20 protein-coding genes and 1 riboswitch are annotated in these 25,293 nt (G+C 50.7%); of the genes, 15 read left to right on the forward strand and 5 right to left on the reverse strand.

The window, feature by feature from the left end; all coding sequences use genetic code 11:
- Nucleotides 1–22: 22 nt before the first annotated feature.
- The 5 genes from L6H70_RS25345 to L6H70_RS25365 all read left to right on the forward strand — a co-directional run bounded on the left by L6H70_RS25345 (nucleotide 23) and on the right by L6H70_RS25365 (nucleotide 7,825).
- On the forward strand, nucleotides 23–1,009 hold the full coding sequence (locus L6H70_RS25345; RefSeq protein ID WP_236336973.1) for an ABC transporter permease: 987 nt from the start codon (nucleotides 23–25) through the stop codon (nucleotides 1,007–1,009).
- Between the two features lie 15 nt (nucleotides 1,010–1,024).
- On the forward strand, nucleotides 1,025–1,924 hold the full coding sequence (locus L6H70_RS25350) for a carbohydrate ABC transporter permease (protein WP_206102070.1): 900 nt from the start codon (nucleotides 1,025–1,027) through the stop codon (nucleotides 1,922–1,924).
- 204 nt (nucleotides 1,925–2,128) lie between these two features.
- On the forward strand, nucleotides 2,129–3,880 hold the full coding sequence (locus L6H70_RS25355; RefSeq protein ID WP_236336974.1) for an ABC transporter substrate-binding protein: 1,752 nt from the start codon (nucleotides 2,129–2,131) through the stop codon (nucleotides 3,878–3,880).
- Between the two features lie 99 nt (nucleotides 3,881–3,979).
- Nucleotides 3,980–6,364, forward strand: coding sequence for a glycoside hydrolase family 95 protein (locus L6H70_RS25360; RefSeq protein WP_236336975.1), 2,385 nt, complete (start codon nucleotides 3,980–3,982; stop codon nucleotides 6,362–6,364).
- Nucleotides 6,365–6,691: 327 nt separating this feature from the next.
- Nucleotides 6,692–7,825: a transglutaminase domain-containing protein gene (locus L6H70_RS25365; RefSeq protein ID WP_236336976.1), complete on the forward strand. Its 1,134-nt coding sequence runs from the start codon at nucleotides 6,692–6,694 to the stop codon at nucleotides 7,823–7,825.
- A gap of 69 nt (nucleotides 7,826–7,894) precedes the next feature.
- Here L6H70_RS25365 and L6H70_RS25370 read toward each other — a convergent pair whose 3' ends face one another.
- Together L6H70_RS25370 and L6H70_RS25375 are read right to left on the reverse strand one after the other, a co-directional pair.
- A complete protein-coding gene (locus tag L6H70_RS25370; protein WP_236336977.1) occupies nucleotides 7,895–9,373 on the reverse strand; it encodes an amino acid permease in 1,479 nt (492 codons plus the stop codon).
- A 160-nt stretch (nucleotides 9,374–9,533) separates the two neighbouring features.
- Nucleotides 9,534–9,745, reverse strand: a riboswitch (Lysine riboswitch).
- A gap of 102 nt (nucleotides 9,746–9,847) precedes the next feature.
- Nucleotides 9,848–10,981: a virulence factor gene (locus L6H70_RS25375; protein WP_236336978.1), complete on the reverse strand. Its 1,134-nt coding sequence runs from the start codon at nucleotides 10,979–10,981 to the stop codon at nucleotides 9,848–9,850.
- A 160-nt stretch (nucleotides 10,982–11,141) separates the two neighbouring features.
- Between L6H70_RS25375 and L6H70_RS25380 the strand changes: the two genes are divergently transcribed.
- On the forward strand, nucleotides 11,142–12,137 hold the full coding sequence (locus tag L6H70_RS25380) for an MBL fold metallo-hydrolase (RefSeq protein ID WP_236336979.1): 996 nt from the start codon (nucleotides 11,142–11,144) through the stop codon (nucleotides 12,135–12,137).
- Nucleotides 12,138–12,256: 119 nt separating this feature from the next.
- On the forward strand, nucleotides 12,257–13,882 hold the full coding sequence (locus L6H70_RS25385; protein WP_054943451.1) for an ABC-F family ATP-binding cassette domain-containing protein: 1,626 nt from the start codon (nucleotides 12,257–12,259) through the stop codon (nucleotides 13,880–13,882).
- A 104-nt stretch (nucleotides 13,883–13,986) separates the two neighbouring features.
- Here the strand turns inward: L6H70_RS25385 and L6H70_RS25390 are convergent, their stop codons facing one another.
- Nucleotides 13,987–14,172, reverse strand: a complete 186-nt coding sequence (locus L6H70_RS25390; protein ID WP_054943450.1) for a hypothetical protein — start codon at nucleotides 14,170–14,172, stop codon at nucleotides 13,987–13,989.
- A 185-nt stretch (nucleotides 14,173–14,357) separates the two neighbouring features.
- On the opposite strand from L6H70_RS25390, the gene L6H70_RS25395 reads away from it, so the two are divergent.
- Nucleotides 14,358–15,182 carry a cation diffusion facilitator family transporter gene (locus L6H70_RS25395; protein WP_236337029.1) on the forward strand — a complete coding sequence of 275 codons (825 nt, stop codon included), beginning with the start codon at nucleotides 14,358–14,360 and terminating at the stop codon, nucleotides 15,180–15,182.
- Nucleotides 15,183–15,392: 210 nt separating this feature from the next.
- Nucleotides 15,393–16,454: a C40 family peptidase gene (locus L6H70_RS25400; RefSeq protein ID WP_236336980.1), complete on the forward strand. Its 1,062-nt coding sequence runs from the start codon at nucleotides 15,393–15,395 to the stop codon at nucleotides 16,452–16,454.
- A gap of 192 nt (nucleotides 16,455–16,646) precedes the next feature.
- Here the strand turns inward: L6H70_RS25400 and L6H70_RS25405 are convergent, their stop codons facing one another.
- Together L6H70_RS25405 and L6H70_RS25410 are read right to left on the reverse strand one after the other, a co-directional pair.
- Entirely contained in the window at nucleotides 16,647–17,024 is a 378-nt protein-coding gene (locus L6H70_RS25405) for a hypothetical protein (RefSeq protein ID WP_236336981.1), read from the reverse strand.
- Nucleotides 17,025–17,372: 348 nt separating this feature from the next.
- Entirely contained in the window at nucleotides 17,373–17,540 is a 168-nt protein-coding gene (locus tag L6H70_RS25410; RefSeq protein WP_082452101.1) for a DUF1328 domain-containing protein, read from the reverse strand.
- Between the two features lie 187 nt (nucleotides 17,541–17,727).
- On the opposite strand from L6H70_RS25410, the gene L6H70_RS25415 reads away from it, so the two are divergent.
- From L6H70_RS25415 to L6H70_RS25440, 6 genes are all read left to right on the forward strand, one after another.
- A complete protein-coding gene (locus L6H70_RS25415) occupies nucleotides 17,728–18,234 on the forward strand; it encodes a DUF948 domain-containing protein (RefSeq protein ID WP_236336982.1) in 507 nt (168 codons plus the stop codon).
- Between the two features lie 59 nt (nucleotides 18,235–18,293).
- Nucleotides 18,294–18,827, forward strand: coding sequence for a hypothetical protein (locus L6H70_RS25420; protein ID WP_236336983.1), 534 nt, complete (start codon nucleotides 18,294–18,296; stop codon nucleotides 18,825–18,827).
- 92 nt (nucleotides 18,828–18,919) lie between these two features.
- Entirely contained in the window at nucleotides 18,920–19,267 is a 348-nt protein-coding gene (locus tag L6H70_RS25425; RefSeq protein ID WP_236336984.1) for a YflT domain-containing protein, read from the forward strand.
- Between the two features lie 223 nt (nucleotides 19,268–19,490).
- Entirely contained in the window at nucleotides 19,491–20,663 is a 1,173-nt protein-coding gene (locus L6H70_RS25430) for a SpoIIE family protein phosphatase (protein WP_236336985.1), read from the forward strand.
- Nucleotides 20,660–24,328, forward strand: coding sequence for a response regulator (locus tag L6H70_RS25435; protein WP_236336986.1), 3,669 nt, complete (start codon nucleotides 20,660–20,662; stop codon nucleotides 24,326–24,328). Before L6H70_RS25430 ends, L6H70_RS25435 begins: the two co-directional genes overlap by 4 nt.
- Before the next feature lie 83 nt (nucleotides 24,329–24,411).
- Nucleotides 24,412–25,281 carry a CheR family methyltransferase gene (locus L6H70_RS25440; RefSeq protein WP_423802882.1) on the forward strand — a complete coding sequence of 290 codons (870 nt, stop codon included), beginning with the start codon at nucleotides 24,412–24,414 and terminating at the stop codon, nucleotides 25,279–25,281.
- Nucleotides 25,282–25,293: the final 12 nt, after the last annotated feature.

Genomic DNA, 25,293 nt, shown 5'->3' on the forward strand with positions numbered 1-25,293 from the left:
ATATAAAAACGAAGGGGGAATAATGGACGTGAAAGCGCTCACTGAAAACGGTGTTACAGCAAATGAAAGCGTAACCCCCAACCCACCTACGAAACGGAATAGTGGATTTTGGAAAAGCGTACTGCAGCAAAAGTACTTATATCTGATGTCTCTTCCATTCGTGATCTGGGTATTCATCTTTAGCTACGTGCCCTTATGGGGATGGTTGATGGCGTTCCAAAATTATAAACCGAAGAAATCCTTTACTGAGCAGAAGTGGGTCGGACTGGATAACTTCAAAGAACTCTTCCATGATGAACGCTTCTACCTTGTTCTGAGAAACACACTCGCAATGAGCCTATTGGGTCTGATATTTGGTTTCGTTGTACCCATCCTGTTCGCGGTAATGCTCAATGAGCTGCGGGGCAATGTATTTAAAAGAACAGTTCAAACTGTTTCCTACCTGCCTCACTTTGTATCCTGGGTCGTTGTAGGCGGGATTGTCTACAAGACACTCTCGATCGATGGCGGGATTGTCAATGATCTGCTGATCTGGCTGAATGTCATTGATGAACCGATTCAGTTCATGGCCAAGGCCAAGATGTTCTGGGGAGTTTTGACGGTCGCCGACCTTTGGAAAGAAACAGGCTGGAATGCAATTATCTATCTGGCAGCGATCACAGGCATCGACAAAGAGCTGTATGAAGCAGCCAAAGTTGACGGTGCAGGCAGAATCAAGCAGATGTTCAATATTACTTTACCGGGTATCCGAACCACCATTACTGTACTCCTGATTATGTCGATTGGCCATCTTGTCGGAATCGGTTTCGAAAAACAGTTCCAGCTCAGCAATAACATGGTAACCGATTATTCGGAAGTGCTGGATATGTATGCGCTTAAGTATGGTATCCAGATAGCCCGCTTCTCTTACGGTACGGCAATCAGTATGTTCACTTCGGTAGTCAGTGTAATCCTGCTGCTTGTGGCTAACGGTGTAATGAAGAAAGTTACTAAAGAAAGCATTATGTAAAGGAGGGGATCTTAAGTGGGTGGCAAAGCATTTCAAATGTCAAAAGGTGAGCGTATATTCGACATCTTTCTATACATTGCTCTTGGACTAATCATGATCGTGACGTTGTATCCCTTCCTGAACGTACTGGCGATTTCTTTTAACGAATCTACAGACACTGTTCGGGGCGGCATCTATATCTGGCCAAGAGCCTGGACGCTTGAGAATTACCAGCGTATCTTCAGCTATACCGGCCTGATTCAAGGCTTCAAAATATCTGTACTCCGTACCATTACAGGTACGCTACTGGGTCTCCTGAGTTCTTCCATGCTGGCCTTTACGCTCAGCCGTCCGGAGTTCAGAGCCAGAAAGTTTGTCTCTTATTTCCTGGCCCTGACAATGTATTTCTCCGGCGGTATGGTGCCAATGTACATTCTGATGAGAGACTTGAACCTGATCGGTACCTTCTGGATTTACATCCTGCCGGGTGCGGTTTCCGCCTTCAACGTCTTCGTCATCCGGTCCTTTATGGACGGGCTGCCGTTCGCTCTTCAGGAATCCGCCAAGCTGGACGGAGCCAACGACTTTGTGATTTTTTACAAGATCATCCTGCCTCTGTGTAAGCCGGTTCTGGCAACGATTGCGTTGTTCCTGGCAGTAGGACAGTGGAATGAATGGTTCAGTACTTATCTGTACAACGGCAATAAGCCGCATCTTACCACGCTCCAGTATGAGCTCATGAAGGTATTATCATCTACCAATCAGGGCAGCGGCATGGTGAATGCCAACGATATGGCGCAGCAAATGGCGCAAATCTCGCCTGAGTCGATCAAGATGGCAATTACCATTGTAGTAACCGTACCTATCCTTGTAGTGTATCCGTTCCTGCAGAAGTATTTCGTAGGCGGTATGACACTCGGTGCTGTAAAAGCTTAATCCCCTGCTGGTCAGGGCTTGAATAAAAGGGACGTATTTCTGGCAGGCAAGTTGCCAGTCAGAAACAGCGTCCCGGCTTATTCGTCAAAAATTGGAAATACGAAATTTATTATTATGGTTATATTGCAAGCGCTAACAATGGTATATTCAGGTTTAACCTGATATGCATAGATCAATTACACAAATTATCAAGGGGGATATCAAATGAAAAGCAAGAGCATTAAAACCGCTTTTACACTTATGCTCATGAGTTCTATGCTGATCGCAGGCTGTGGCGGTAACAACAATAATAATGCAGCTGACAGCACTGCTACCAATGCACCAGCAAACACAGGCAACAATGCGGAAGCAAGCGCACCAGCAGATGAAGCTATGGATACAAGCCCTGTTACATTCACATTCTTTGGTGCGGATGCCAGTCCGAACTGGAACAAAATGCAGGATGATGTAGGTAAAGTTATTACTGAAAAGACAGGCGTAACACTGGATGCGGAATTTGACGTAGGCAGCGGCGGCGGCGACCAAAAAATCGCGATGATGGCTGCCAGCGGTGACGTGCCGGATATGATCTTTGCGAAAGGGAACCTCGGTACCCTGGTGGATGCCGGCCTGATTCTTGATCTGACCGATCTGATCGACAAGTATGCTCCGAACCTCAAGAAAATCTATGGCGAAAACATGAACCGTCTGAAATACAGCAATGATGATCAAAAAATCTATTCCATTCCTACAAACATGGGGGTTGACCAACAATCCTTCGACGCTGGCGGCGGCTTTGAAATTCAGCACCGCGTGCTGAAAGAGCTGGGCTACCCGCAAGTAAAAACATTGGCAGACTATGAGAAAGTGCTGAAGGATTATGTAGCTCTGCATCCGGAAACCGATGGACAGCCTACCATTCCGCTCACACTGAATGCGGATGACTGGAAAATCATGATCACCGTTACCAACCCTGCGTTCCTGACAACAGGCGCACCGGATGATGGTGAATATTATGTAGATCCTACAACTTATGAAGCTAAGCTTCACTACAAACGCCCTGAAGAAAAAGAATATTTCCGTTGGTTGAACGGCATGTACGCTCAAGGTCTGCTTGACAAAGATACCTTCGTACAAAAAGATGACCAATACAAAGCTAAAGTGGCCAGCGGCCGCGTACTCGGTCTGATCTCCCAGGAATGGGAATACCAAGATGGTGAAAATGCTCTGAAGGCAGCAGGTAAAGACGAGTATACTTATGCTCACTTCCCTGTAACCCTGTCCGATCAGTACAAAGACCACTCTTTCCAGACTACAGGTATTGATGCTGCCGGTATTTCGATCACAACCGCTGCTAAAGATCCTGTCCGCATCATTAAATGGCTGGATTGGATGTCTTCTGAAGAAGCCCAGATCCTGAAAAACTGGGGTGTAGAAGGCAAACAGTACACTGTAAATGCTGATGGAAAACGTGAAATCCCTGCTGATATTCAAGACAGAAAATCCAATGATGCCGCTAACTTTGCAAAAGAAACTGGTATCGGCCAGTACAATATCTTTGGTGCACACTATGGTGACGGCGTGAAGGATTCCACAGGCAACTACTATACTACGAACTTCCCTGAACAAATCGTAGCTTCGTACTCCGATGCTGAAAAAGAATCACTGAAGGCTTACAACGCTACAACTTGGAAAGATCTGTTCCCTGGTGAAGATGCATTCCCTACTAAAGAATGGGGCGCTCTGTACAACATGCCGGTTCCAACTGACGGTCAATACCAGGTTATCTTCAAAAAGACTCAAGATATTATCCGCAAACGTATTCCTGAAGCGATCCTGTCCAAACCTGCAGACTTCGACAAGGTTTACGATGCATTCCTGGCTGAGCTCGACAAAGCCGGTGCTCAAGACATGGAAAAGGAATATACTGAACTTGTTAAAAAGAGAGTATCCCTGTGGACTGGCAAACAGCTGTAAGCAGCGGCCCTCCCTCTTAAACAAAACTAATGCAACAGCAAGGACCCGACATTTGTCAGGGTCTTTTGCTGTATATTGAATCCGTATGGAGGTTATAGCATGAAGCATGAGAGATTAGCAGAGCGTCCCTGGAAATTAAAATACAAGCAGCCTGCAACTATCTGGGAAGAAGCTTTGCCGCTTGGAAACGGACATATGGGAGCCATGGTGTTCGGCGGTACGGCAAGAGAACAATTCCAGCTCAATGAGGATACGCTATGGTCAGGTTTCCCCCGGGACACGAATAATTACGAGGCCCTCCGCTATTTGAAGAAGGTACGCGGTCTGGTATCGGAAGGCAGCTATCTTGAAGCGGAAAAGCTCGTTAATGCCCGGATGCTCGGTGTGAACGGTCAAGCCTATATGCCGCTTGGTGATCTTTATCTGGAACAGCCGGGGGCGGAGAACTGCACAGGATACAGCCGGGAGCTGGACCTGGACAGCGGCATTGCCACGGTAACCTTTCAGACAGAAGCCGGCTCCTTTACCCGTGAGGCCTGGATCAGCGCCCCTGACGGTGTGTTAGTCATACAGGAAACAAGTGAAACTAAAGGCGGATTAAATCTGACGCTTACCCTAAACAGCCCTCTTCAGCATGCCGTGAAGGAAGCAGGAGAAGGGAAACTGGTTCTGGAAGGCCGCTGCCCTACGCACATTGCCGACAACTATCATCAGGACCATCCGAACGCCATTCAATATGAGGAGGGGCTGGGTATAGCCTTCGAGCTGCACCTTCAGGTTTTCACTTCGGGAGGCCGGGTTGAATTCCGGGACGGGAAGCTTGTCATCTCCGGGGCCGATCAGGTGCAGCTGCGGCTTGCTGCTGCTTCGGATTATGAGGAGCTGAAGCGCAAAGCCGCCCACCTGAAGAGCAGCCGTCAGGCAAGGCCAGCGGTGCTTCTGAGCCCTGCGGAGAGCTGTGTACAGCGGCTGACAGCGGCGGCAGCGATGACATATGAAGAGCTGCAACAGCGGCATACGGCCGATCATCAGGCGCTCTTCCGGCGGGTAGACCTTGACCTCGGAGGCTGGGAAGCGGCTGAATGTCCGACAGATGAGCGGCTGGCCGCCTATAAGGCTGGACAAGAGGATCCTCAGCTTGAGGCACTGCTGTTCCAGTATGGCCGTTATTTGCTAATGGGCAGCTCCCGTACCGGCTCACAGGCAGCGAATTTGCAGGGGATCTGGAACGAGCATGTGACACCGCCCTGGAACAGCAATTATACGACTAATATCAATACCCAGATGAATTACTGGCTGGCAGAGGTGGGCAATCTGAGCGAGCTTCATGAGCCGCTTATTGATTTGATCCGGGAGCTCAGTGAGACCGGAGCCAGAACGGCGGCAGTGCACTACGGCGCCCGCGGCTGGGTAGCCCATCACAATGTTGACCTGTGGCGGAGCTCTGTGCCGTCAGGCGGGGATGCCAGCTGGGCCTTCTGGCCGATGGGCGGCGTGTGGCTGAGCCGTCATCTGTGGGAGCATTATGCTTATAATCCGGATACCACCTACTTACAGGAAACGGCTTATCCGCTGATGAAGGGGGCGGCGCTGTTTGCGCTGGACTGGCTGGTGGAAGGACCGGAGGGTCTGCTCTTAACCAATCCGTCTACTTCTCCGGAGAACCGGTTTGTAACAGCAGAAGGTGAGCCTTGCAGTATCTCCATGGGTTCGGCAATGGACCTGACCCTTATCCGTGAGCTATTCAGCCATTGCGTGCAGGCAGCACAGATTCTGGAGAAGGACAACGAGTTTCAGCTTCAGCTGGAGGAGGTCTTGTCCCGGCTGATGCCGCTGCAAATTAGTGAGGACGGACGTCTGCAGGAATGGATCGAGGATTTCAAAGAATCAGAACCGGGGCACCGTCATGTATCTCATTTATATGGTCTGTATCCCGGAGATCTGATTAATGAACGGGATACACCGGAACTGCTCGAAGCCAGCCGTTTGTCGCTTGCGAAGCGGATTACCTCGGGGGGCGGACATACCGGCTGGAGCTGTGCCTGGCTGATCAACCTCTACGCACGGCTGAAGGAAGGCGAATCGGCCTACAGTTTTGTCCGGACGCTGCTGTCCCGCTCGGCCTATCCTAACCTGTTCGATGCCCACCCTCCGTTTCAGATTGACGGCAATTTCGGCGCTGCCGCCGGGATAGCGGAGATGCTGCTGCAGAGCCATCTTGGTGAAATCACTCTGTTACCGGCCCTGCCGAACGCCTGGAAAACCGGCAAAATCAGCGGAATTAAGGCACGCGGAGGGTATGAAGTGGACCTCGAATGGCAGGATCATGTGCTGGTATCTGCACGGATTACCGCGTCGCGCGATGGAGAATGCCGTCTGGTATATCCGCGCGGGCTGAAGATTCAGCTTCCTGACGGCTCTCTAGTCGGGGCGGAACATCCGTTGCCGGTTAAAGCCGGAGAAGCTTACTTCATAACGGTTTGACGGAAGTGAAGGAACTGGCGTAGGATAACCAAAAGTGAATCAAATCCGCTCCATACGTAGAGATGATCTGCGCGGGAGCGGTTTTTTTTGTGGAAAGGGAGCATGAGAATGTTGAAATAGCTGGCAGGCAGGAAAGGCTTATTTAACGGGCATTCCGGACCGATATTAACAATATAGCGTATACGGAGATGGGGATTTCTGTCCCCCGTATTGTTACAAACAGAATGAGTAATATTATGGTTGTGCGGAAGCAATTTCCGGCATCTAATATAGAGTACAAATGATGTGGAAAAGCTATTCGAAGTTCGCAGGAGGCACGGGGGAGAAATGGGAAAGAAACGTTTGTCGCTGATGAAGACCATGCTGGGAGGGATGATGCTGTTCGCAGCTTTGCCGCCTGCGGCTTACTATGGCTGGGGGCAGGCGTATGCCGCCGCGGCATCGTCGTCACTTCACTCTGTAAGTGAAATGGCCCAAAGGCTGACCGGGGCAATGAATAACCGCAGAGAGAACATCACTTTCACCTACGAGGGCAATATCAGTAAGCCGAAGGTGCAAAGCGCCATTGACCAGGCGATGGGCAGCGATCCCTATCTGTACTACATCATAGACAGTTACGCTTTCTCATACCGGGGGAGCAGCCGCTCTGCGAATGTAACGGTGCAGGTGGAATACAGGGAGACCCTGCAGCAGACTGCCTATGTGAATAAGCAGGTAAAAGCAATTCTGCAAAAGATCATTACACCTGGGATGGATAATCATCAGAAGGTTAAGGTCATTCACGATTGGGTCGTGCTGAACTTGAAATATGACAACACCTATAGTAAATATACGGCTTACGAAGGGCTGCAAAGCGGCAGCGCAGTATGCCAGGGCTATTCTCTGCTTACCTATAAATTGCTGCTTGGTGCAGGCATACCTAATAAAATAGTTGAAGGTAAAGCAAGACCGGAGGGAGGCGTATCGCAGTCCCATGCCTGGAATCTGGTGCAGCTGGACGGTCGTTGGTATCATCTGGATACGACTTGGGATGATCCCACGCCTAGTACGGAAGATGGAGTAAGCACGGTGTATTATATGAGAACAGATGCGCAAATGCGCCGCGACCATAGCTGGGTCAAGTCTTATCCGGCAGCTTCTGTGGGCTATGCCCAGACTTTATCTGAACTGGTCAGCCGTGGCGGCCAGAACGTGTCAGTGTATCAGAAGCTTCAGGACCAGCTGGACTACAGGCTGTATGAAGAAGATCAGGTCGTTACTTCTGCCGCAGAACTGAAGGAGCTTGCCAGGGCGGCCGTTGGCTCCGGCAAACAGTCCATGCTGTTCCGTTACCGGGGCAGCGAGCAGCGGCTTAAGAATGACCTGCAGGAGCTGTATAAGCTGGGACTGAACCAGCTGTCCTACAGCAGCTCGGCTTTTGATAATACCGGCGATCTTAAGGTGTATGTGACCTGGAAATAAGGCTATATGAATAAAAAAGGATGCTCCCGCGCCGGGTAGGCAAAGGAGCATCCTTTTTGTTGAGCGTGCTTATTCTGCATTTGTGCTGAGATCGCATTCTTCCAGCGGAATAATGCGGCTTGTTCTAAACCAGCGGTAGCCGGCCCAGATGAAGAAGAACAACGGCAGGCTGACATAAGAGACCAGAACACCGTACCAGTCAATACTGTCCCCGGTGAAGGCACCCATGTTCTGGCCAAGCACAGCGATCAGGCAGAGCGCGAAGGCAAACAGCGGGCCGAACGGGAACCATTTGGCCCGGTAAGGCAGCTCATCCAGCGAGTGGCCCTGTTTCACAAAGGCGCGGCGGAAACGGTAATGGCAGACGGCTATGCCCAGCCAGTTGATGAAACCGCACATGCCTGAGGCGTTAAGCAGCCAATTGTAAACGGCGCCGTCACCAAAGAATGAGGCAAGGAAGGCCAGCATGCCGACTGCGGTAGTTACGAGCAGTGCGCCTACAGGTACGCCGCGGCGGTTCAGCTTGCCCAGTGCACGCGGGGCCATGCCGTCCTTGGCCATTGCGTACAAGACGCGGGTGGAAGCATACATACCAGAGTTACCGGCTGACAATACGGAGCTGAGAATGACAGCATTCATTACTGATGCAGCAATAGCCAGGCCCGCTTTGTTGAAGACGATGGTGAACGGGCTGACGCCGATATCATCAATGCCGCCGCGGAGCAGATCCGGATTCGTATACGGAATTACCAGTCCGATGACGAGAATGGCAAAGATATAGAAGATCATAATGCGCCAGAAGACCTGGCGGATAGCCAGCGGCACATTGCGGCGCGGGTTCTCGCTTTCTCCGGCGGCTACGCCGACCAGTTCCGTTCCCTGGAAGGAGAAGCCGGCGGCCATAAAGACGCCGACGAATGCGAAGAAGCCGCCGTGGAAGGAGCTGCCGCCCAGCTGGAAGTTGCTGAAGCCGATTTTCTCTCCGCCCATAATCCCGAAGATCATCAGTACACCGACCACGAGGAAGACAATAACGGTGATGATTTTGATAATCGCAAACCAGTATTCCGATTCGCCGTATCCGCGCGAAGAGAGGAAGTTCAAGCCGAACATCATCAGCAGGAACAAGAGGCTCCAGAGCGTGGAGGAGCTCTCAGGGAACCAGTATTTAATGATAACTGTTGCAGCAGAAAGCTCGGCAGCTATAGTAACGGCCCAGTTATACCAGAAATTCCAGCCGATAGCGAAACCGAAGGCCGGGCTGACGAAGCGGGTGCCGTAAGTGCTGAAGGAGCCGGAGTCGGGCATGTACGTTGCCAGCTCACCAAGGCTCGTCATCAGGAAATAGACCATAATTCCGACAGCCGCATAAGCGAGCAGGGCTCCTCCGGGTCCGGAAGAGGCAATGGCGCCGCCGCTGGCCAGGAACAGCCCGGTTCCGATCGAGCCGCCCAGGGCGATCATCGTTAGATGTCTGGCTTTGAATGTTTTGCGCAGAGCGGGCCCGTTCCGGCTGCCGGACTGCTGATTATCTTGCGTTGCTTGCATGAATAAGACACTCCTTCTGAGTTGATCTGAATGTTGCTGTTCATGAAGGGGAGTGGTGTACGCTGCCGCCCCGGTTAAGGGGGCGGCAAATCCTGTAGGCGCAAAAAAACCGCAGACGGATCTGCGGTTTCCTGAAAATACGGCTCCGCATCATACTCCCTGTTAAGATAGCGCAACACAGTGCAGTATCCGCTGGACGTGAGACCCGCGGTACACTGTGACAGTTCCGTGCCTGTTCGGCAACGGCCCCAGTCTGTGCAGCATGAAGAGCAGCGGCACAGACTTCGGCGGATATTCCTTTCGGCGGCTTCATTGACGGCTCTTAACGTCTCAGCGCGCGTACTTATAATATTCGCGACCTCTACCTCATCTTAGGTATGATGAGGCTATCTTTATACAATTATGAACATTAGCAGGGTTTAGTATAATGCAACTTATGAGGCTCATGCAATAACAAATTACGGCAGGAGTGTGTCAGGTGCGCCGGCGTTCCGACATTTGCTGCCAAACGGTCCCGGCGGCTTCCTCGCCGGAGGCGATCCGTTCCAGCGCCATTTTCGCCTGCAGGCCCACTTCGAATTCCGGGTCGTCGGCCGCAACGCTTAGGGCGTCATAAGCCTCTGCAGTGCCTACCTCATAGAGGAACCGTGCTGCCCGCCAGCGGACGAGCTTGCTGGGATCCGAAAGCGCCGCGGTCATGACCGGCGTCGCCGCCGGGTCGCCGATGTCGGACAGCGTGTCTCCGGCCGTGCGCCGCACGGCCGGAGCCTTGTCTGCCATCGCCTCATAGAGCAGCTCCATCGCCTCAGGCGTGCGAATGTCGCCCAGGTACACGACCGCAAGCCTGCGGATATGCAGCTTGGGGTCGTGCAGCGCCGTGCGCAGCTCCGGCAGGAGCGCTGGCGTCGGCGCCAGATCCTCCAGCGCGGCGTAGCGCACGCGCCAGTCCTCGTCCTGCAGGTCCTGCAGCAGCTCGGCCTGTTCCTTCTTCTGCCGGTGCTCGACGAACTCGCCGGCGGTTCCGTGCGCGATAGCCTGCTGCACGAGGGAGTCGAGGCGTTCCTGCGGATACGCCGCCTCCAGCTCCTGCTCGACCTCGCGTGCGATCTCGGCCGGCTCGCCGTAGCGCACGCCGTAATCGGTGAGCTTGCGCTCCTTGATCAATACGGCGCTGGCCACATCGGTCACCGCCTGGGTGAAGCGGACGGCGAGGGCGATGCGCTCCTCAGCAGCGCCGGTCTTCACGCGGATCTGGATCGGAATGCCGCGGAACATCTGCACGAAGACCTGCGACTCCCCGAAATGGGCACCTGCATTTTCATCTGCCAGGTTGAAATCGGCGCTAAGCCCCTCAGCACCGAAACGGCTCTGGACCTCACGGAGAATCGCCGCCCAGTCGGCGCTGCCTTTGCGCTCCAGCGCGGCGAAATCAGCTGCGTGATAGATGCTGATTACTCCGGGAATGTTTAGCATATCCCGAGCCCAGGCAGGGGCGCTGCGCTGGCTTTCCGGTGTATAGGTCCTGCGTATTCCAGGCTCCAAGCTTTCGTCCAGATGAAGCTTCATCGTATTTGGACTTGGAGTCGGTTCAATAAATGTGATCTTCATACGTTAGGCTCCCCTTTTGAACGGTACAAACACCGTAGTCTTTACCCGCATTTTACATCATAGTACGGGCGGAATACAAAAGGGATACGTCTTACCCAGCTTAAGCCGGATGTAAAATGGGTAAAATTTGTACTGAACGCAATGAAGGAGAGATGCCGTTATGGCTAAAGTAAAATACAATAATATAGATAACGTCAGTACAGATAAAACGCTCAAGGAATTCCGCCAGTGGCGTGAAGAACGCCGGAGCAAGAAGAAGGACTATACCTATAAAGTACCGAATCACCCGCCCAGGCTGTCTTATCTGGCTGAGAACCGGCTGGATACGACGATTACCTGGATCGGGCATTCGACTTTTTTTCTACAATATGAAGGCATGAACATTATTACCGATCCGATCTGGGCAAGGCGGCTTGGCTTTGAGAAAAGGATCGGAGAGCCGGGCATACCGCTGAATGAGGTTCCGCCGGTGGATCTGATCCTTGTCTCGCATTCCCATTATGATCATCTGCACATCGCCTCCATCCGTAAACTCTATAAGGCGGGAACCACGATTGTCGTACCGGCCGGGCTGAAACGGAAAATGCTCCGCAAGGGCTTTCCAAACTGCCATGAACTGCAATGGTGGGAGGAGCTGACGCTCGGGGCGGTGAAGCTGACGTTCGTACCGACCCAGCATTGGACCCGGCGGACGCCGTTTGACACCAACAGCTCACACTGGGGAGGGTATGTACTTGAACCGGCTGAACCCCAGAAGCACCCGGGAGGTGAAGGGGACGGGCAGAAGCGGAAGCTGCCGCCGAACCTTTATTTTGCCGGAGACAGCGGCTTCTTTCCGGGCTTCAAGGAGATCGGCAGCCGGTTTAAGCTGCACATTGCACTGATGCCGATCGGGGCCTATGAGCCGGAATGGTTCATGAATTCGCAGCATGTGAATCCCGAAGAGGCCGTGCAGGCCTTTGTCGATGTGGGGGCGGAGCTGATGATCCCGATGCATTTTGGCACCTTCCGGCTGGCTGATGATACGGCGCGGGAAGCATTGGACCGGATGGAGCTGGCCCGGGAAGCCCAGGGAATCAGCCCGGAGCGGATACGTACGCTGGGTTACGGTGAAACGCTTGTAGTGCATCCGGAGGACCGCTATTCGGGGCAATAATGAAATAACAGCAGATTTTAAGCCGAAACCGCAGGTTCCGCAGCGATCTTGCGGGCTATTCGCCTTGATTTTATGCTATAATGAGCCGAAACCCTAAGTGAAAAGGATGGTAATGCTTAATGATTAGCACAAGCGGCGTAACACTCCGCTACGGAAAACGCGCACTATTTGAAGATGTAAACATAAAATTCACACCCGGCAACTGCTATGGCCTCATCGGGGCAAACGGCGCCGGCAAATCTACTTTCCTCAAAATTTTGTCCGGCGAGATTGAAGCAAACATCGGAGACGTGCATATTACCCCCGGCGAGCGTCTGGCAATCCTGAAGCAGAACCATTTCGAGTACGATGAATACCAGGTGCTGGAAACGGTAATTATGGGGCATACCCGCCTTTATGAAATTATGAAGGAGAAGGATGCGCTGTATGCCAAAAGTGACTTCACGGAAGCAGACGGACTGCGCGCCGGCGAGCTTGAAGGTGAATTCGCTGAGCTGAACGGCTGGGATGCTGAGCCTGATGCTGCGGCCATGCTGATTGGTCTGGGCATTATGCGTGAAATGCATGACAAAAAGATGGCCGAACTCAGCGGCAACGAGAAGGTACGGGTGCTGCTTGCCCAGGCCCTGTTCGGACGTCCGAACAACCTGCTGCTCGATGAGCCTACCAACCATTTGGATCTTGAATCGATCGGCTGGCTGGAGAACTTCCTCATGGATTACGAAGGCACCGTTATCGTCGTATCCCATGACCGGCACTTTTTGAACAAGGTCTGCACACATATTGCGGACATCGACTTCGGCAAAATTCAGATGTACGTCGGCAACTACGACTTCTGGTATGAGTCCAGCCAGCTGGCCCAGACGCTGCAGCGTGATGCCAATAAGAAGAAGGAAGACAAGATCAAGGAACTGCAGGCGTTCATCCAGCGGTTCTCGGCGAATGCTTCCAAGTCGAAGCAAGCGACTTCACGTAAGAAGCAGCTCGAGAAAATTACGCTGGACGATATCCGTCCTTCCAACCGTAAATACCCGTTCCTCAACTTCAAGCCTGAACGCGAAGCCGGCAAACAGCTGCTTACGATCAGCGGCCTAAGCAAATCGGTTGACGGCGAGAAGCTGCTGGACGAACTCAGCATTGTGGTGAATAAAGGCGACAAGATTGCTTTCGTAGGCCCGTATTCTCAGCCCAAATCGCTGCTGTTTGATATCATCATGGGTGAGAAGGAAGCGGATGCCGGCGAATACACATGGGGAGTTACCACCACCCAGGCGTATTTCCCGAAAGACAATTCCAAATATTTCGACGGTGTTGACTTGAACCTGGTGGAATGGCTGCGCCAATACTCCAAGGATCAGGACGAGACGTTCCTGCGCGGCTTCCTGGGCCGGATGCTGTTTGCCGGTGAAGAAGCGCTGAAGAAGGCAAGCGTGCTCTCCGGGGGAGAAAAGGTCCGCTGCATGCTGGCCAAAATGATGCTGAACGGTGCGAATGTACTGGTGTTCGATGAGCCTACCAACCACTTGGATCTGGAATCCATCACAGCACTCAATAACGGACTGATTGATTTTGACGGAACCATCCTGTTCACTTCCCATGACCATCAGTTTATTCAAACCATTGCCAACCGTATTATTGAGATTACTCCGACTGGCATCATCGACCGCTCCATGAGCTATGATGAATACCTGGAGAATCCGGAAATTAAGGAACTGCGCCAGCGCATGTATCCTGTTGAAGCTTAATCATAATGGAAAGAACTTTTAGGAGTTCATGCAAAACGGCTGCGTCATCCCCCGAGGGATAACGCAGCCGTTTATGTTCATTACCTGTAATCGGACCAAAAGTCCTATGAACCGCCAGTGCGGCGGCGTTGATTATTAGGCTTTTTGTTGTTTTGGCTCTTCAGCGGTTTCGCGGAACCTGCCTGGAACGAAGAACCGGGTTTGTTGGAAGATTGTTGCTTTTTCTGTTCCAGCTTTTGGCGGATCGCATCCGCCAGATTGATTTTAGGCTTCTCATTATTTTCGCTCATTATGTTAACCCCCTTATGAAGCAAGTCCTTTACCTCATTCTAATTGTTTTTAAATGCCGCCACAAGGGCAAGAATAATTCAAAGAATGAAATACCCCAGTGGATTGTGCAAAGAAATCGAACAAGAGGGAGTGGCAGCAAGTGGCCGATATTTACGAAGACATACGCAAGGGTGAACGCGGGGCCATGGTCAGTATTGCCGCTTATCTGGTTCTGTCAGCATTCAAGCTGATCAGCGGTTACTTATTTGGGTCCAGCGCATTGCTTGCCGACGGTTTTAATAACCTGACGGATATCGTCGCATCAATCGCGGTACTGGTCGGGCTGCGTATCTCGCGGAAGCCGCCTGATTCCGATCATCCATACGGACATTTCCGGGCGGAGACGGTAGCTGCGCTGCTGGCTTCCTTTATAATGGCGATGGTCGGTATTCAGGTTATTGTGGAAGCGGTGCGGTCCTTGTTCGAAGGGGCGAAGGCGATCCCGCAGCTTTGGTCTGCCGGAGTGGCCTTAGTGTGTGCCATCGCCATGATGGGGGTATATATTTATAACAAAAGGCTGGCTAAACAGATTAATAATAGTGCACTTATGGCCGCCGCCAAAGATAATTTCTCGGATGCTATGGTCAGTATCGGGGCGGCAGTGGGAATTGTTGGTGCACAGTTTGGTCTCCCGTGGGTCGATTCAGCTGCCGCGGTGGCTGTAGGTGTGCTGATTTCCAAGACAGCCTGGGATATTTTCCGTGATTCCACTTACCGGTTGACCGATGGCTTCGATGAGGCTCAGCTGCTGGATCTGCGCAGTACGATTGCCCGAACCCCGGGTGTAGAAGGCATTAAGGATATCAAAGCCCGTGTTCATGGCAATCATGTACTGGTCGATGTTGTGGTGGAAGTAGATGCCAGCATCAGCGTTATGGAGGGCCACCAGATCAGTGACTCTATCGAAGAGCGGATGAGCAGCCGGCATAATATCATGAATGTGCAGATTCATGTTGAGCCTAAATCCTAAGCCCCTTATTTTTTTCTAATTAGCTGTAATTTCCACCAAATACAAGGAGGAATCAAGACTATAGACCTGTTACTTACCATAAAGTGGCAAACTTTTTTGTGAAATTTGGAGCATGTTCCAATTCCCGCCTGCGCCTATAATGAGGGCAGAAAGCAACAATTGTAGCGCGCGCCGTTGTTGAGTTCTCATCATGCTAAGCGGGGGAACGCTATGATCAGATCACATAAGCAGCTGGCAGCATCGGTATTGATCTCGGCATCACTGGCAATATCTTGGGGAGTGTTCAGTCCGCAGCAGGCGTTCGCGGCTTCGAGTCCGTCTGTCGCGGCATCAACTACATTAACAGGTGTTATTCAATCTTCGGTCCGTCTGCGTACAAGCCCTTCCACAAGCGGAAGCGTGCTGAAATATTTAAGTGAAGGCGACCAAGTTGTTATACTTGAACAGACAAACAGCTATTGGTATAAAGTGAGAACGGCGGATGGCGATGTGGGGTATACGAGTTCTGGAGATCAGTATATTAATGTGATTTCGGCTCCAGCCCCGGCGCCTGTGCAGACTGCAGTAATCTTGTCGACGGTGAGGCTTCGTGAAACTCCGTCAAGCAGCGGAAAAGTGCTGGGCTATCTGTACAAAGAGGATCCGGTGGTTATACTCGAAGAAACAAACAGCTACTGGTATAAAGTACAGACTACGAGTGGTACAATCGGATACACTAGCTCTTCGGATCAGTTTATCAAGCTGGATGGAGCAGCGGCAACACCGGTTCCAACACCAACGCCGGTACCAACGCCAGTACCAACACCAGTACCAACACCAGCCCCGGTCCAACCGGCGGTCATTGAAAAAGTCATAGCTGCAGGAATGGGCTATCTGGGGACTCCGTATGAGTACGGCTCCAGCAGAACCAACACCAGTACCTTTGACTGCTCGGATTTCATCCGGCAGATCTTTATGGATGCAGCGAATTTGAAGCTGCCTGCCGATTCCCGGCAGCAAGGAACCTGGGTGCAGGAGAACAGTACTACGGTTACTGATATTTCCGGCCTGAAACGCGGGGATTTGATGTTCTTTATGGATTACCAGGGCAGCTCGGCTGCTGCTTATGCAGGCATCGATAAATCTACGGCGAGGATTTCGCATGTAGCGATGTATCTCGGAGACGGAAAGATTCTGCATACGTATTCCGTATCTTCGGGCGGAGTAAGAGTGGATAATTTAAGCGCTTCTTGGATGAACCGTTTCCTTTACGGAGGCCCGGTCATCCGCTGATTATAGAGAAGTATAGGGGAAGCGGCAGCAGTATAGTTTGTGACGGGTGAACTAGAGCGGTTTTTTACAGGGCTGTCCCTTCAGTAGAATTTTTATTGAAGGGACAGCTTTCCCTGTGTAATAGGCATGACAAAAAACCTCGGGACCTATAAGTCCGGAGGTTTTTAGTTGTCGCTGCATTCCGGAACTTTATTATGGAGTAATTACATACGCAGATACTGGAACTTTGATCCAGGCTTTGCCCAGCCAGGTATAGATTTCTCTCCATTCATTGCCCCATGCGTCGGTTTTAATGGCACCGGTAGTGTCAATAGTCTGCGCACTAAGCCAACCAGCAGGAGTTGTGCTGTCTGTGGAGAAATGGAATGGAGTAGCTTTTGTTAAAATAATCATAGGAGTCGCTGGTTTAATGTCAGCTGGTGTGATTATCGTCTCGAATTGAGTGCCGTAGGTACTTCCGGTTACAGTCGCTGCGTCTGTCGAGGTAGTGGTTACTTCTGCCGCTGAAGCCGTAGCTGCAATGGAAGCTAAAAGACCTACTGCTACTGTAAAACTGGCTAATTTTTTCATCTGTGGTTCCTCCTAGTGTGGTTTTGGTTTAGCGGTTTTTTCCATGTTGTGATGTGCTAATAAGCATGTAAACAAAAAGGGGAGGCGCTGAACCAACCGCCCAAATAAATCTTTAAAATTATTTTTATGTGCCGGAACAGCCCGGTATTCCTTTCATTCAGGAGACGTGCTTATCATGGTGATTAAGAGGCGGGAAGGGCTATACGTTCTGAATGGTGAATAGGATATACAAAGAATGGAGGGAGATTGCTTTATACATAGAACAAACCCGGAACTCCATGTGGAGATTCCGGGTTTGTAGTACCAGTAATACTGGAAGTTATCTTATGAACACTGAGGTAAAACAAGTTACATTGATCTTCCTCGGCGTCCGGTAAAGAGCGATACGATAAACAATACGAGGAAGATGAAGAACAATACTTTGGCGACCCCTACTGCTGCTCCTACGATATTAAAGAATCCGAATATACCAGCGATCAAAGCGATTACCAGTAGAATTACTGACCATTTCAACATGTCATTTCATCCTCTCTATCGGGTAGTGTAGTCATTGTTTAAACGGGTCTAACCGCTTTGAAACAACGACAGGCACTCTGGTCTTTAAGACGCTTGACATCTTGTTTCGGCCTACTTGAGTACGGGTAACTATGCAGTAATAAGGCAACGCCAGCCGACAATTTATGACTTGGAAGGGGTTTTTGAAATGATAATTGATCTTAGCGTGGCACTAGTTGCTGTCGCATTCGCCGTACTCGTCTTCTTTTTAATCAAAACCTTAAAATCAGCAAAGGAATCCCTCGACAAAGTCAGCCAGACTCTGCAGGAAGTGCAGAAGACTGTAGATGAGCTTACCTATGAGATTAAAACGACTGTCCGGCATGCTAATGACATTACTGCAGATGTTCAAGGTAAAATTCAGAAGATTGACCCGATTATGGATACGGTGAAAAATCTTGGGGATGTCATGAATGAACTGACGTTAACGGTCAAGCAGGTGTCGGTCACTGTGATTGAGAAATACCGCAAATCCCGTGAGCTGAAGGCAAAGGCCGGAGCAGTCTCTATAGAAGAAAAGCCGCTGACCCCGGCCGAAGAACGCACGGTGACATCCTATGATGCCGCATACGCCAAAAAAACTCCGGGGAAAATAGCAATGGCGCTTAAAGGCGTGGATACGGCAGCAGCGATCTGGCAGAAATTTCGTCATTAAGGCTGTGAAAGTCACATTGTAGGAGCGCACCTTAGAAACTGGAAAGGAGGGACGGCCATATGAACGTTATCATTCTATTCCTTAGTCTGCTTTCTTCTTATGTTGCTTCCCCAGGGGAGCAGGAACATGTCCCTGCCGCTTTTTTTTCAGTACAGCCTGAGGTGATCCTGGCCTTTGAACACAGTGTGGCTCCAAGTCCCCGGATTAACAGCTTTGATTCTTTAGCCGGAGCTTCGCTTTATATGAGTAAGCAAGAGCTTCTGCTGGATAAGGGGACGCCGCTTAACATTGCCCCTGATCCGTGGCAGGAATGTCTGGAATACCAATACGCCGATATGTCGGCCGGAATATGTGAGGGTGTAGTCACTTATATTCATGTCACCCCGGCACAGGCCGGACAGTATGGGCTGAAGCTGAACGGGGAAGCACTGGACCCGGCCAATAGCAATGTAGGTGAGCTTCTTGGAACGCCGGACTATGTTGCCGAAGACGGTGATGTGTATATCAGAGGCAGCGCTGCCCTGAAGATATACCGCAATGCACATTCCGGTGAATGGGATGGAATTGACTTATTTGATGCGAACGCCTCTTGAGGTGTTTCACACGCTCCTAGTGAGGTTAATAAACTATCAGTTGTCTTTAAAGAGACAAACCTCACAAATCTAAGCGTAAGGAGCGTGATCTCATGAGTTTAATCGGTGCACAGTCGTATGCCAAGCTTTTGGAAAACGGTGTTCAGGCGATAGAAGAGGTGAACCGGCTGCGCAGCAGCGGCTATACGAAGGATAACATTTATGTTATTAGTCACGATCAGGACCGTGAAACTCGTATTGTTGATGCGGCGAACATCAATGAGGTCGGCTTAGGCGAAGAAGGGTTATTTGGCGCGATTGCCAATCTCTTTCGTTCGCGCGGGGATGCCTTGCGTTTCAAAATCACTGCGTTAGGCTTTAGCAGCGCAGAAGCTACCTTTTACGAGAAGGAATTGGATTCGGGCAAGGTTCTTGTCATTGCCAAAAAAAACCCACAATAAAGCCGGTCTCCGGCATGCCGGATCTATAGCACAATAGCGTAACCTCCAGCCCCACTAAAATGTAGTGGGGCTGGAGGTTACTTTGTTGAATGAGGAAACACTCATTAACTTATTTGCCAATTTATTCAATGTTGGAAAGAGGCCGTTTAAATATCGTATCATAGAGTGATAGACTGCTATGGATTGTTACGGAAGTACTACTATTCGTGCGAGGTGAAGGTATTTGAAAATATTAATCGTAGATGACAATCCGACTAACGTAATAATTATCCGTGAAATCCTGAAAAAAGAAGATTACCGGAATTTTATAACGGCTTCGTCCGCTAAAGAGATGCTGAAACTGTTGGGGATCGGTGCCGAAGGTGAGAACGGTCGCCAGCGTGCTTCAGACATTGACCTGATTTTACTGGATATGATGATGCCGGAGATGGACGGAATTGAGGCTTGCCGGGTAGTCCAGCAGTACGATCATTTAAAGGACATTCCTATTATTATGGTTACCGCCGTGGGGGACTCCAAGAAATTGGCGGAAGCCCTTGATGCAGGTGCTGTTGATTATGTTACGAAACCGATAAACAAGGTGGAGCTGATGGCCCGCATCCGGCTGGCGCTCCGTTTGAAGCGGGAGAAGGATTGGCATAAGGAGCGGGATCAGCGGATACAGGATGAACTGAAGCTGGCTGCGCTTGTACAGAATGCGGTGCTCAGCCTGCCGGTTATGGACGAGACCTTTGAAGTTCATGCGATCTACCAGCCTTCTTTTGAACTGGCTGGTGACTTATATGCCTGGTATCCGCTTGGAGACGGCAGATACGCCGTGATTCTGCTCGATATGATGGGGCACGGGATCTCCTCGTCGCTTTTCTGTATGTTCCTGGCCTCTGTGCTCAAAGATACAGTAACTACGTATGTAGAACCGGAAAAGGTGATTCAGGAGCTGAACCGCCGCTTCAACCAGCTGTATATCGAGAAGCAGCTGGTCCAGTATTATTTTACGGCGATTTATCTTGTTATTGATACCCGGATGAAGCGCATTGATTATGTGAATGCCGGCCATCCTCCTGCGCTGTTCTTCGAAGGAGAAACTAAGCAGCCTGTTCTCTTGGAGAGCAATTGCCACCCTGTCGGTTTATTTGACCGGATTGACATTCTGCCCCAGAGTCTCAGCTTTGAAGAGGAAGGGCATTTGGTGCTGTATACCGACGGGCTGCTGGAAATGGCTGAGGGGGAACAGGAAGATCAGCTGAGGTTTATGACGGAGCATTTGAACGGAGGGCATGAGTGGCGGGAGGAAGCTATGCGTGATGTTTTCTTCGTAGATGACTCTAACCAGGAGCGCGATGACGACAAGTGTCTGGTATGGATCTCGCTTAAGGAAGGAACGGATAAAGAATGAAGATCAAGGCCAAACTGCTGATCGGATTCAGTGCGATGCTGGCCATCATGCTGGCACTGACGCTGATTGGATACGATCGGCTTAATTATATGAGCAATCAGCTGGATAGCTTCCAGGCCAGGGAAAGCAAAGGACGCTCCACTTCGGGACTGCGCGGTGAAGTGAATGATATGGCACGTATTCTGACAACGTCGATGCTAAATGAAGATACACTGTCGGTTGCGGCCCAGCAAACTGAAATTAAGAATAAGGTCACTAAGGCAGACGCCTATCTGAAAGCCATGTTATCCTCGAAGAACTCGGCACAAGAGCTGGAACTGCTGAACCGGATTGAGAATGCGTATACCGCTTATCTAAACTATCAGAATAAGGCGCTTGAAATGCTCAAGGCTGGTTATTTCCAGAATGCGAATACTTACCGCAATGTGGAGGGACAAGCGATCCAGGAAGAGGTGCTGGATAGTCTGAATGCTCTGGCGAATTATAATGCCAACCGGTTGAATGAGGAAAGTGCTGCCGCCCAGAAGGCTTATGAACGATCGGTTCAGATGGTAACCCTAATAATGATAACCGGGCTGCTGCTTGGGCTGGGAGTTATTTTGTGGGTAATTCCGAGCATCACGCGCGGCCTTAATGTGGTGTCCATGATGATTACCAGCTTTGGGAACGGCAAGATGCGGGCGATCCGCCGGATCAAGGTGGCTTCCCAGGATGAAATCGGCGAAGTAGCCCGTGTATTTCAGCGGATGGCAGAGGACATTGAACAGAAGCAGCAGCTGGAGAAGGCCTATGCCCAGGCTCAAAGTGACCAGGCTTGGCTGAATGCTAATATTGCCCGGGTGACCGAGCTGCTGCGCGGCGTCAGTTCGCTTGATCAGGTCTCACAGACCTTCATTAGTGAATTCACGCCTGTGCTTGGGGCCCAGTTTGGTGCGGTCTATCTGAAGGACAAGGATAATCCTAATCTGCTCACGGCTACAGGCTACTACGGCGGTGAGTCCGGGATCAAGGTGAAGGCAAGCTTCGAAATAGGCCAGGGTCTTGTCGGGCAAAGCGCCTTGGACAAGAAGGTGATTAAGCTGAACCAGGCACCGGATGATTATATCTCCGTATCCTCGGGCTTCGGCGATTCCCGTCCTGACCATATTTCAATTTATCCTCTGCTTTTTGAGGATGAGCTTCTTGGTGTAATCGAATTTGCGTCTTTTACACCGTTTACTGTACTGCACAGTGAGCTTCTGCACCAGCTTGCCAATAATCTCGGTATTATCCTGAACAATATTAACCGCCGGATGGTGGTTGAAGAATTGCTGCGGGAATCTCAGTCGCTTACAGAGGAACTGCAATGCCAGGCGGAGGAGCTTCAGACCCAGCAGGAGGAACTGCGCCGTTCCAATGAGAATCTGGAGGAGCAGACGGATGCGCTTAAGCGCTCCGAAGAGCTGCTGCAGCGGCAGCAGGGGGAACTGGAACACTTCAACACCGAGCTGGTCTCCAAAACCCGGGCGCTTGAAGAGCAGGTTCAGGAGGTAGAGGAGAAGAAGGACGAAATTGAACACGCCCGTGCCCAGCTGGAGAAGCAAGCCATGCAGCTTGCCGTTACGAGTAAGTATAAATCGGAGTTCCTGGCGAATATGTCTCATGAGCTGCGGACTCCGCTGAACAGCCTGCTCATTCTTTCCCAGCTTCTCACGGAGAACAAAGAAGGAAATCTGTCGGAGAAGCAGGTGGAATTTGCACATACAATTTATATGTCAGGTGCCGATCTCCTGAAGATGATTGATGAAATTCTTGACCTGTCCAAGGTCGATGCCGGGAAGATGGAGCTGAATTACGAAGAAATCCCGATGACTGAGCTCAAAGTTTTCGTGAAGCAGAATTTCGCTCCACAAGCGCTTAAGAAAGGCCTGTCACTCCGGATATCCTTCGATGAGCCGCTGCCGGACACCTTATATACGGATAGTCATCGGCTTAAGCAGATTTTGCGCAACCTGCTGTCGAATGCCTTTAAATTTACGAGTGAAGGATTCGTGGAATTCTCGGTAAGCCGTGCAGTGCCTGGCCGTCTGCCTGCCTATTTGCCATCCGAATTTGATTATGTCGCTATTGCCGTGAAGGACAGCGGTATAGGGATTCCTTCCGACAAGACGGAGATTGTATTCGAAGCGTTCCAGCAGGTGGATGGTACAACCAGCCGCAAATATGGCGGAACGGGCCTGGGCTTGTCGATCAGCCGCGAACTAGCCCGTTTAATGGGCGGGGCCATCGGGCTGGAGTCGCGTGAAGGACAGGGAAGCAGCTTTACCCTGTATCTGCCTGTCAAAGGGCACTTCAGTCTTCTTCCGGGAGCTGTAGAGGCTGCAGCAGCCAAAGAAGCGGCAACGCTGGCTGAATATGTGGGGGAACTGCTTCCGGTGAAGACCGGGGATGTTATTCCGGCTCCGCTGTCACCTGTCAGCCTGGAAGATGACCGCGAAGGGTTGAGTGGTGAAGATAAAGTAATCCTGATCATTGAGGATGATGTGAGCTTCGCTAAAATCTTGCTTGAAATGGCCCGCGGACGCGGCTTTAAGGGCCTGGTTGCCCTGCAGGGAGATATAGGACTGCAAATGGCCAAATCCTTTTTGCCGGATGCGATTATCCTGGATATCCAGCTTCCGGTTATGGACGGCTGGTCGATTCTGCACGAGCTCAAAGGCGCGTCACAGACACGCCATATTCCTGTGCACGTTATCTCCGTCAATGATGAGGTGAAGCAGGGGCTGATGATGGGAGCTATGGCTTATTTAAGAAAGCCTTCCTCCAGACAAGCGCTGGACCGTGCCTTCTCGCAAATTGAGAATTACACTGCCAGCACTCTGAAGCATCTGCTGATTGTAGAGGATGATGAAATTCAGCGCCGGTCCATTATGGAGCTTATCGGACATGATGATGTCGCCATCACGGCGGTATCCACCGGACAAGAAGCACTGAGTGAGCTGCGCAAGCAGAGATATGACTGCATGGTGCTTGATCTTATGCTGGATGATATGACCGGCTTTGAGCTGCTGGATCAGATCCGTGACGATGAAGAATTGAATGATTTGCCGATCATAATTTATACAGGCAAGGATCTGGACAGCAAAGAGGAAACAAGACTACGCAAGTATGCAGAATCCATTATCATCAAGGATGTCCGCTCGCCCGAAAGGCTTTTGGATGAGACCACCTTGTTCCTCCACCGTGTGGAAGCCAATCTTCCGGAAGATAAGCGTAAAATTCTGCAAAAGCTGCACAATAAGGAGGAACTGTTCGAAGGTAAAAAAATTCTGCTCGTAGATGATGATATCCGTAACGTCTTTGCTCTCTCCAGCGTGCTCGAAGGGTATCACATGGAGGTTAAGTTTGCAGAGAACGGCCGGGAGGCACTGGATATGATGATTGAACAGAATGATTTCGATCTGGTTCTTATGGATATGATGATGCCGGAAATGGACGGATATGAGGCAATGCGCCGGATCCGGGAGATGCCGCAGTATCAAAAATTGCCGATTATCGCCCTGACAGCCAAAGCTATGAAGGAAGACCGGGCCAAGTGTATTGAAGCCGGAGCCTCCGATTATATGAAGAAACCGATCAGTACAGACCAGCTTCTTTCGTTAATGCGGGTTTGGCTGTATTCGTAAGTGTAAAATTGGGGTAATAGCTTACAGCAAGAGCAATTCACCAGTCCGGGAAATACGGAAGGATCAAGGAAGTAGGGATAACTATGACAGCGATGGAACGGGGATATGAAGAGCAGTCGGAGAGCGCGGGAAGCAAACAGGAGCTGGAGCAAATTGAAATTGAGCTGCTTCTGAACGGTGTTCACCGCTTGTACGGATATGATTTCAGAAATTATGCGCTGCCGTCCCTGAAACGGCGTATCTGGCATCATGTTCATGCCGAGAATGTTCCAAGCATCTCCGCTCTGCAGGAGAAAGTGCTGCATGACCGTGCCTGCTTCGAACGCTTCGTTTACAGCCTTTCTATCCCTGTCACGGAGATGTTCCGTGATCCTGGCCTTTTCCTGACTTTCCGCCAGAAGGTAATACCCTTGCTGAGAACCTATCCGTATATCCGGATCTGGCATGCGGGCTGCTCTACAGGCGAAGAGGTATACTCGATGGCGATTCTGCTGCATGAGGAAGGCCTTTATGACAAGGCGCGTATTTATGCCACCGATATGAATGCCCGCTCCCTGCAGCAAGCCAAAGAAGGCGTTTATGAAATCAGCAAGATGAAGCAATACACTAAGAATTATATGGAGGCGGGGGGAACCCGCGCGTTCTCTGAATACTATACAGCGAAATACAATTCAGTGATTCTGCAGCCTTACTTGCGTAAAAATATTATTTTTGCGGAGCATAATTTGGCGACAGACACTTCATTTAATGAATTCAATGTTATCTTTTGCCGCAATGTTATGATTTATTTCAACGATGAGCTCCGCGACCATGTGCATGGCTTGTTCCATGAAAGCCTCAGCCGGTTCGGAGTGCTGGTACTCGGTTCCAAGGAATCTATACATTTCACCAGGTTTAGCGACAGCTACGAGCCCCTGGACAGAGTAGAAAAAATCTACCGTAAAAATCAGTAACGGGATAGGAGG

The sequence above is a fragment of the Paenibacillus auburnensis genome, assembly GCF_927798115.1.
Lineage (GTDB): Bacteria > Bacillota > Bacilli > Paenibacillales > Paenibacillaceae > Paenibacillus_AQ > Paenibacillus_AQ auburnensis.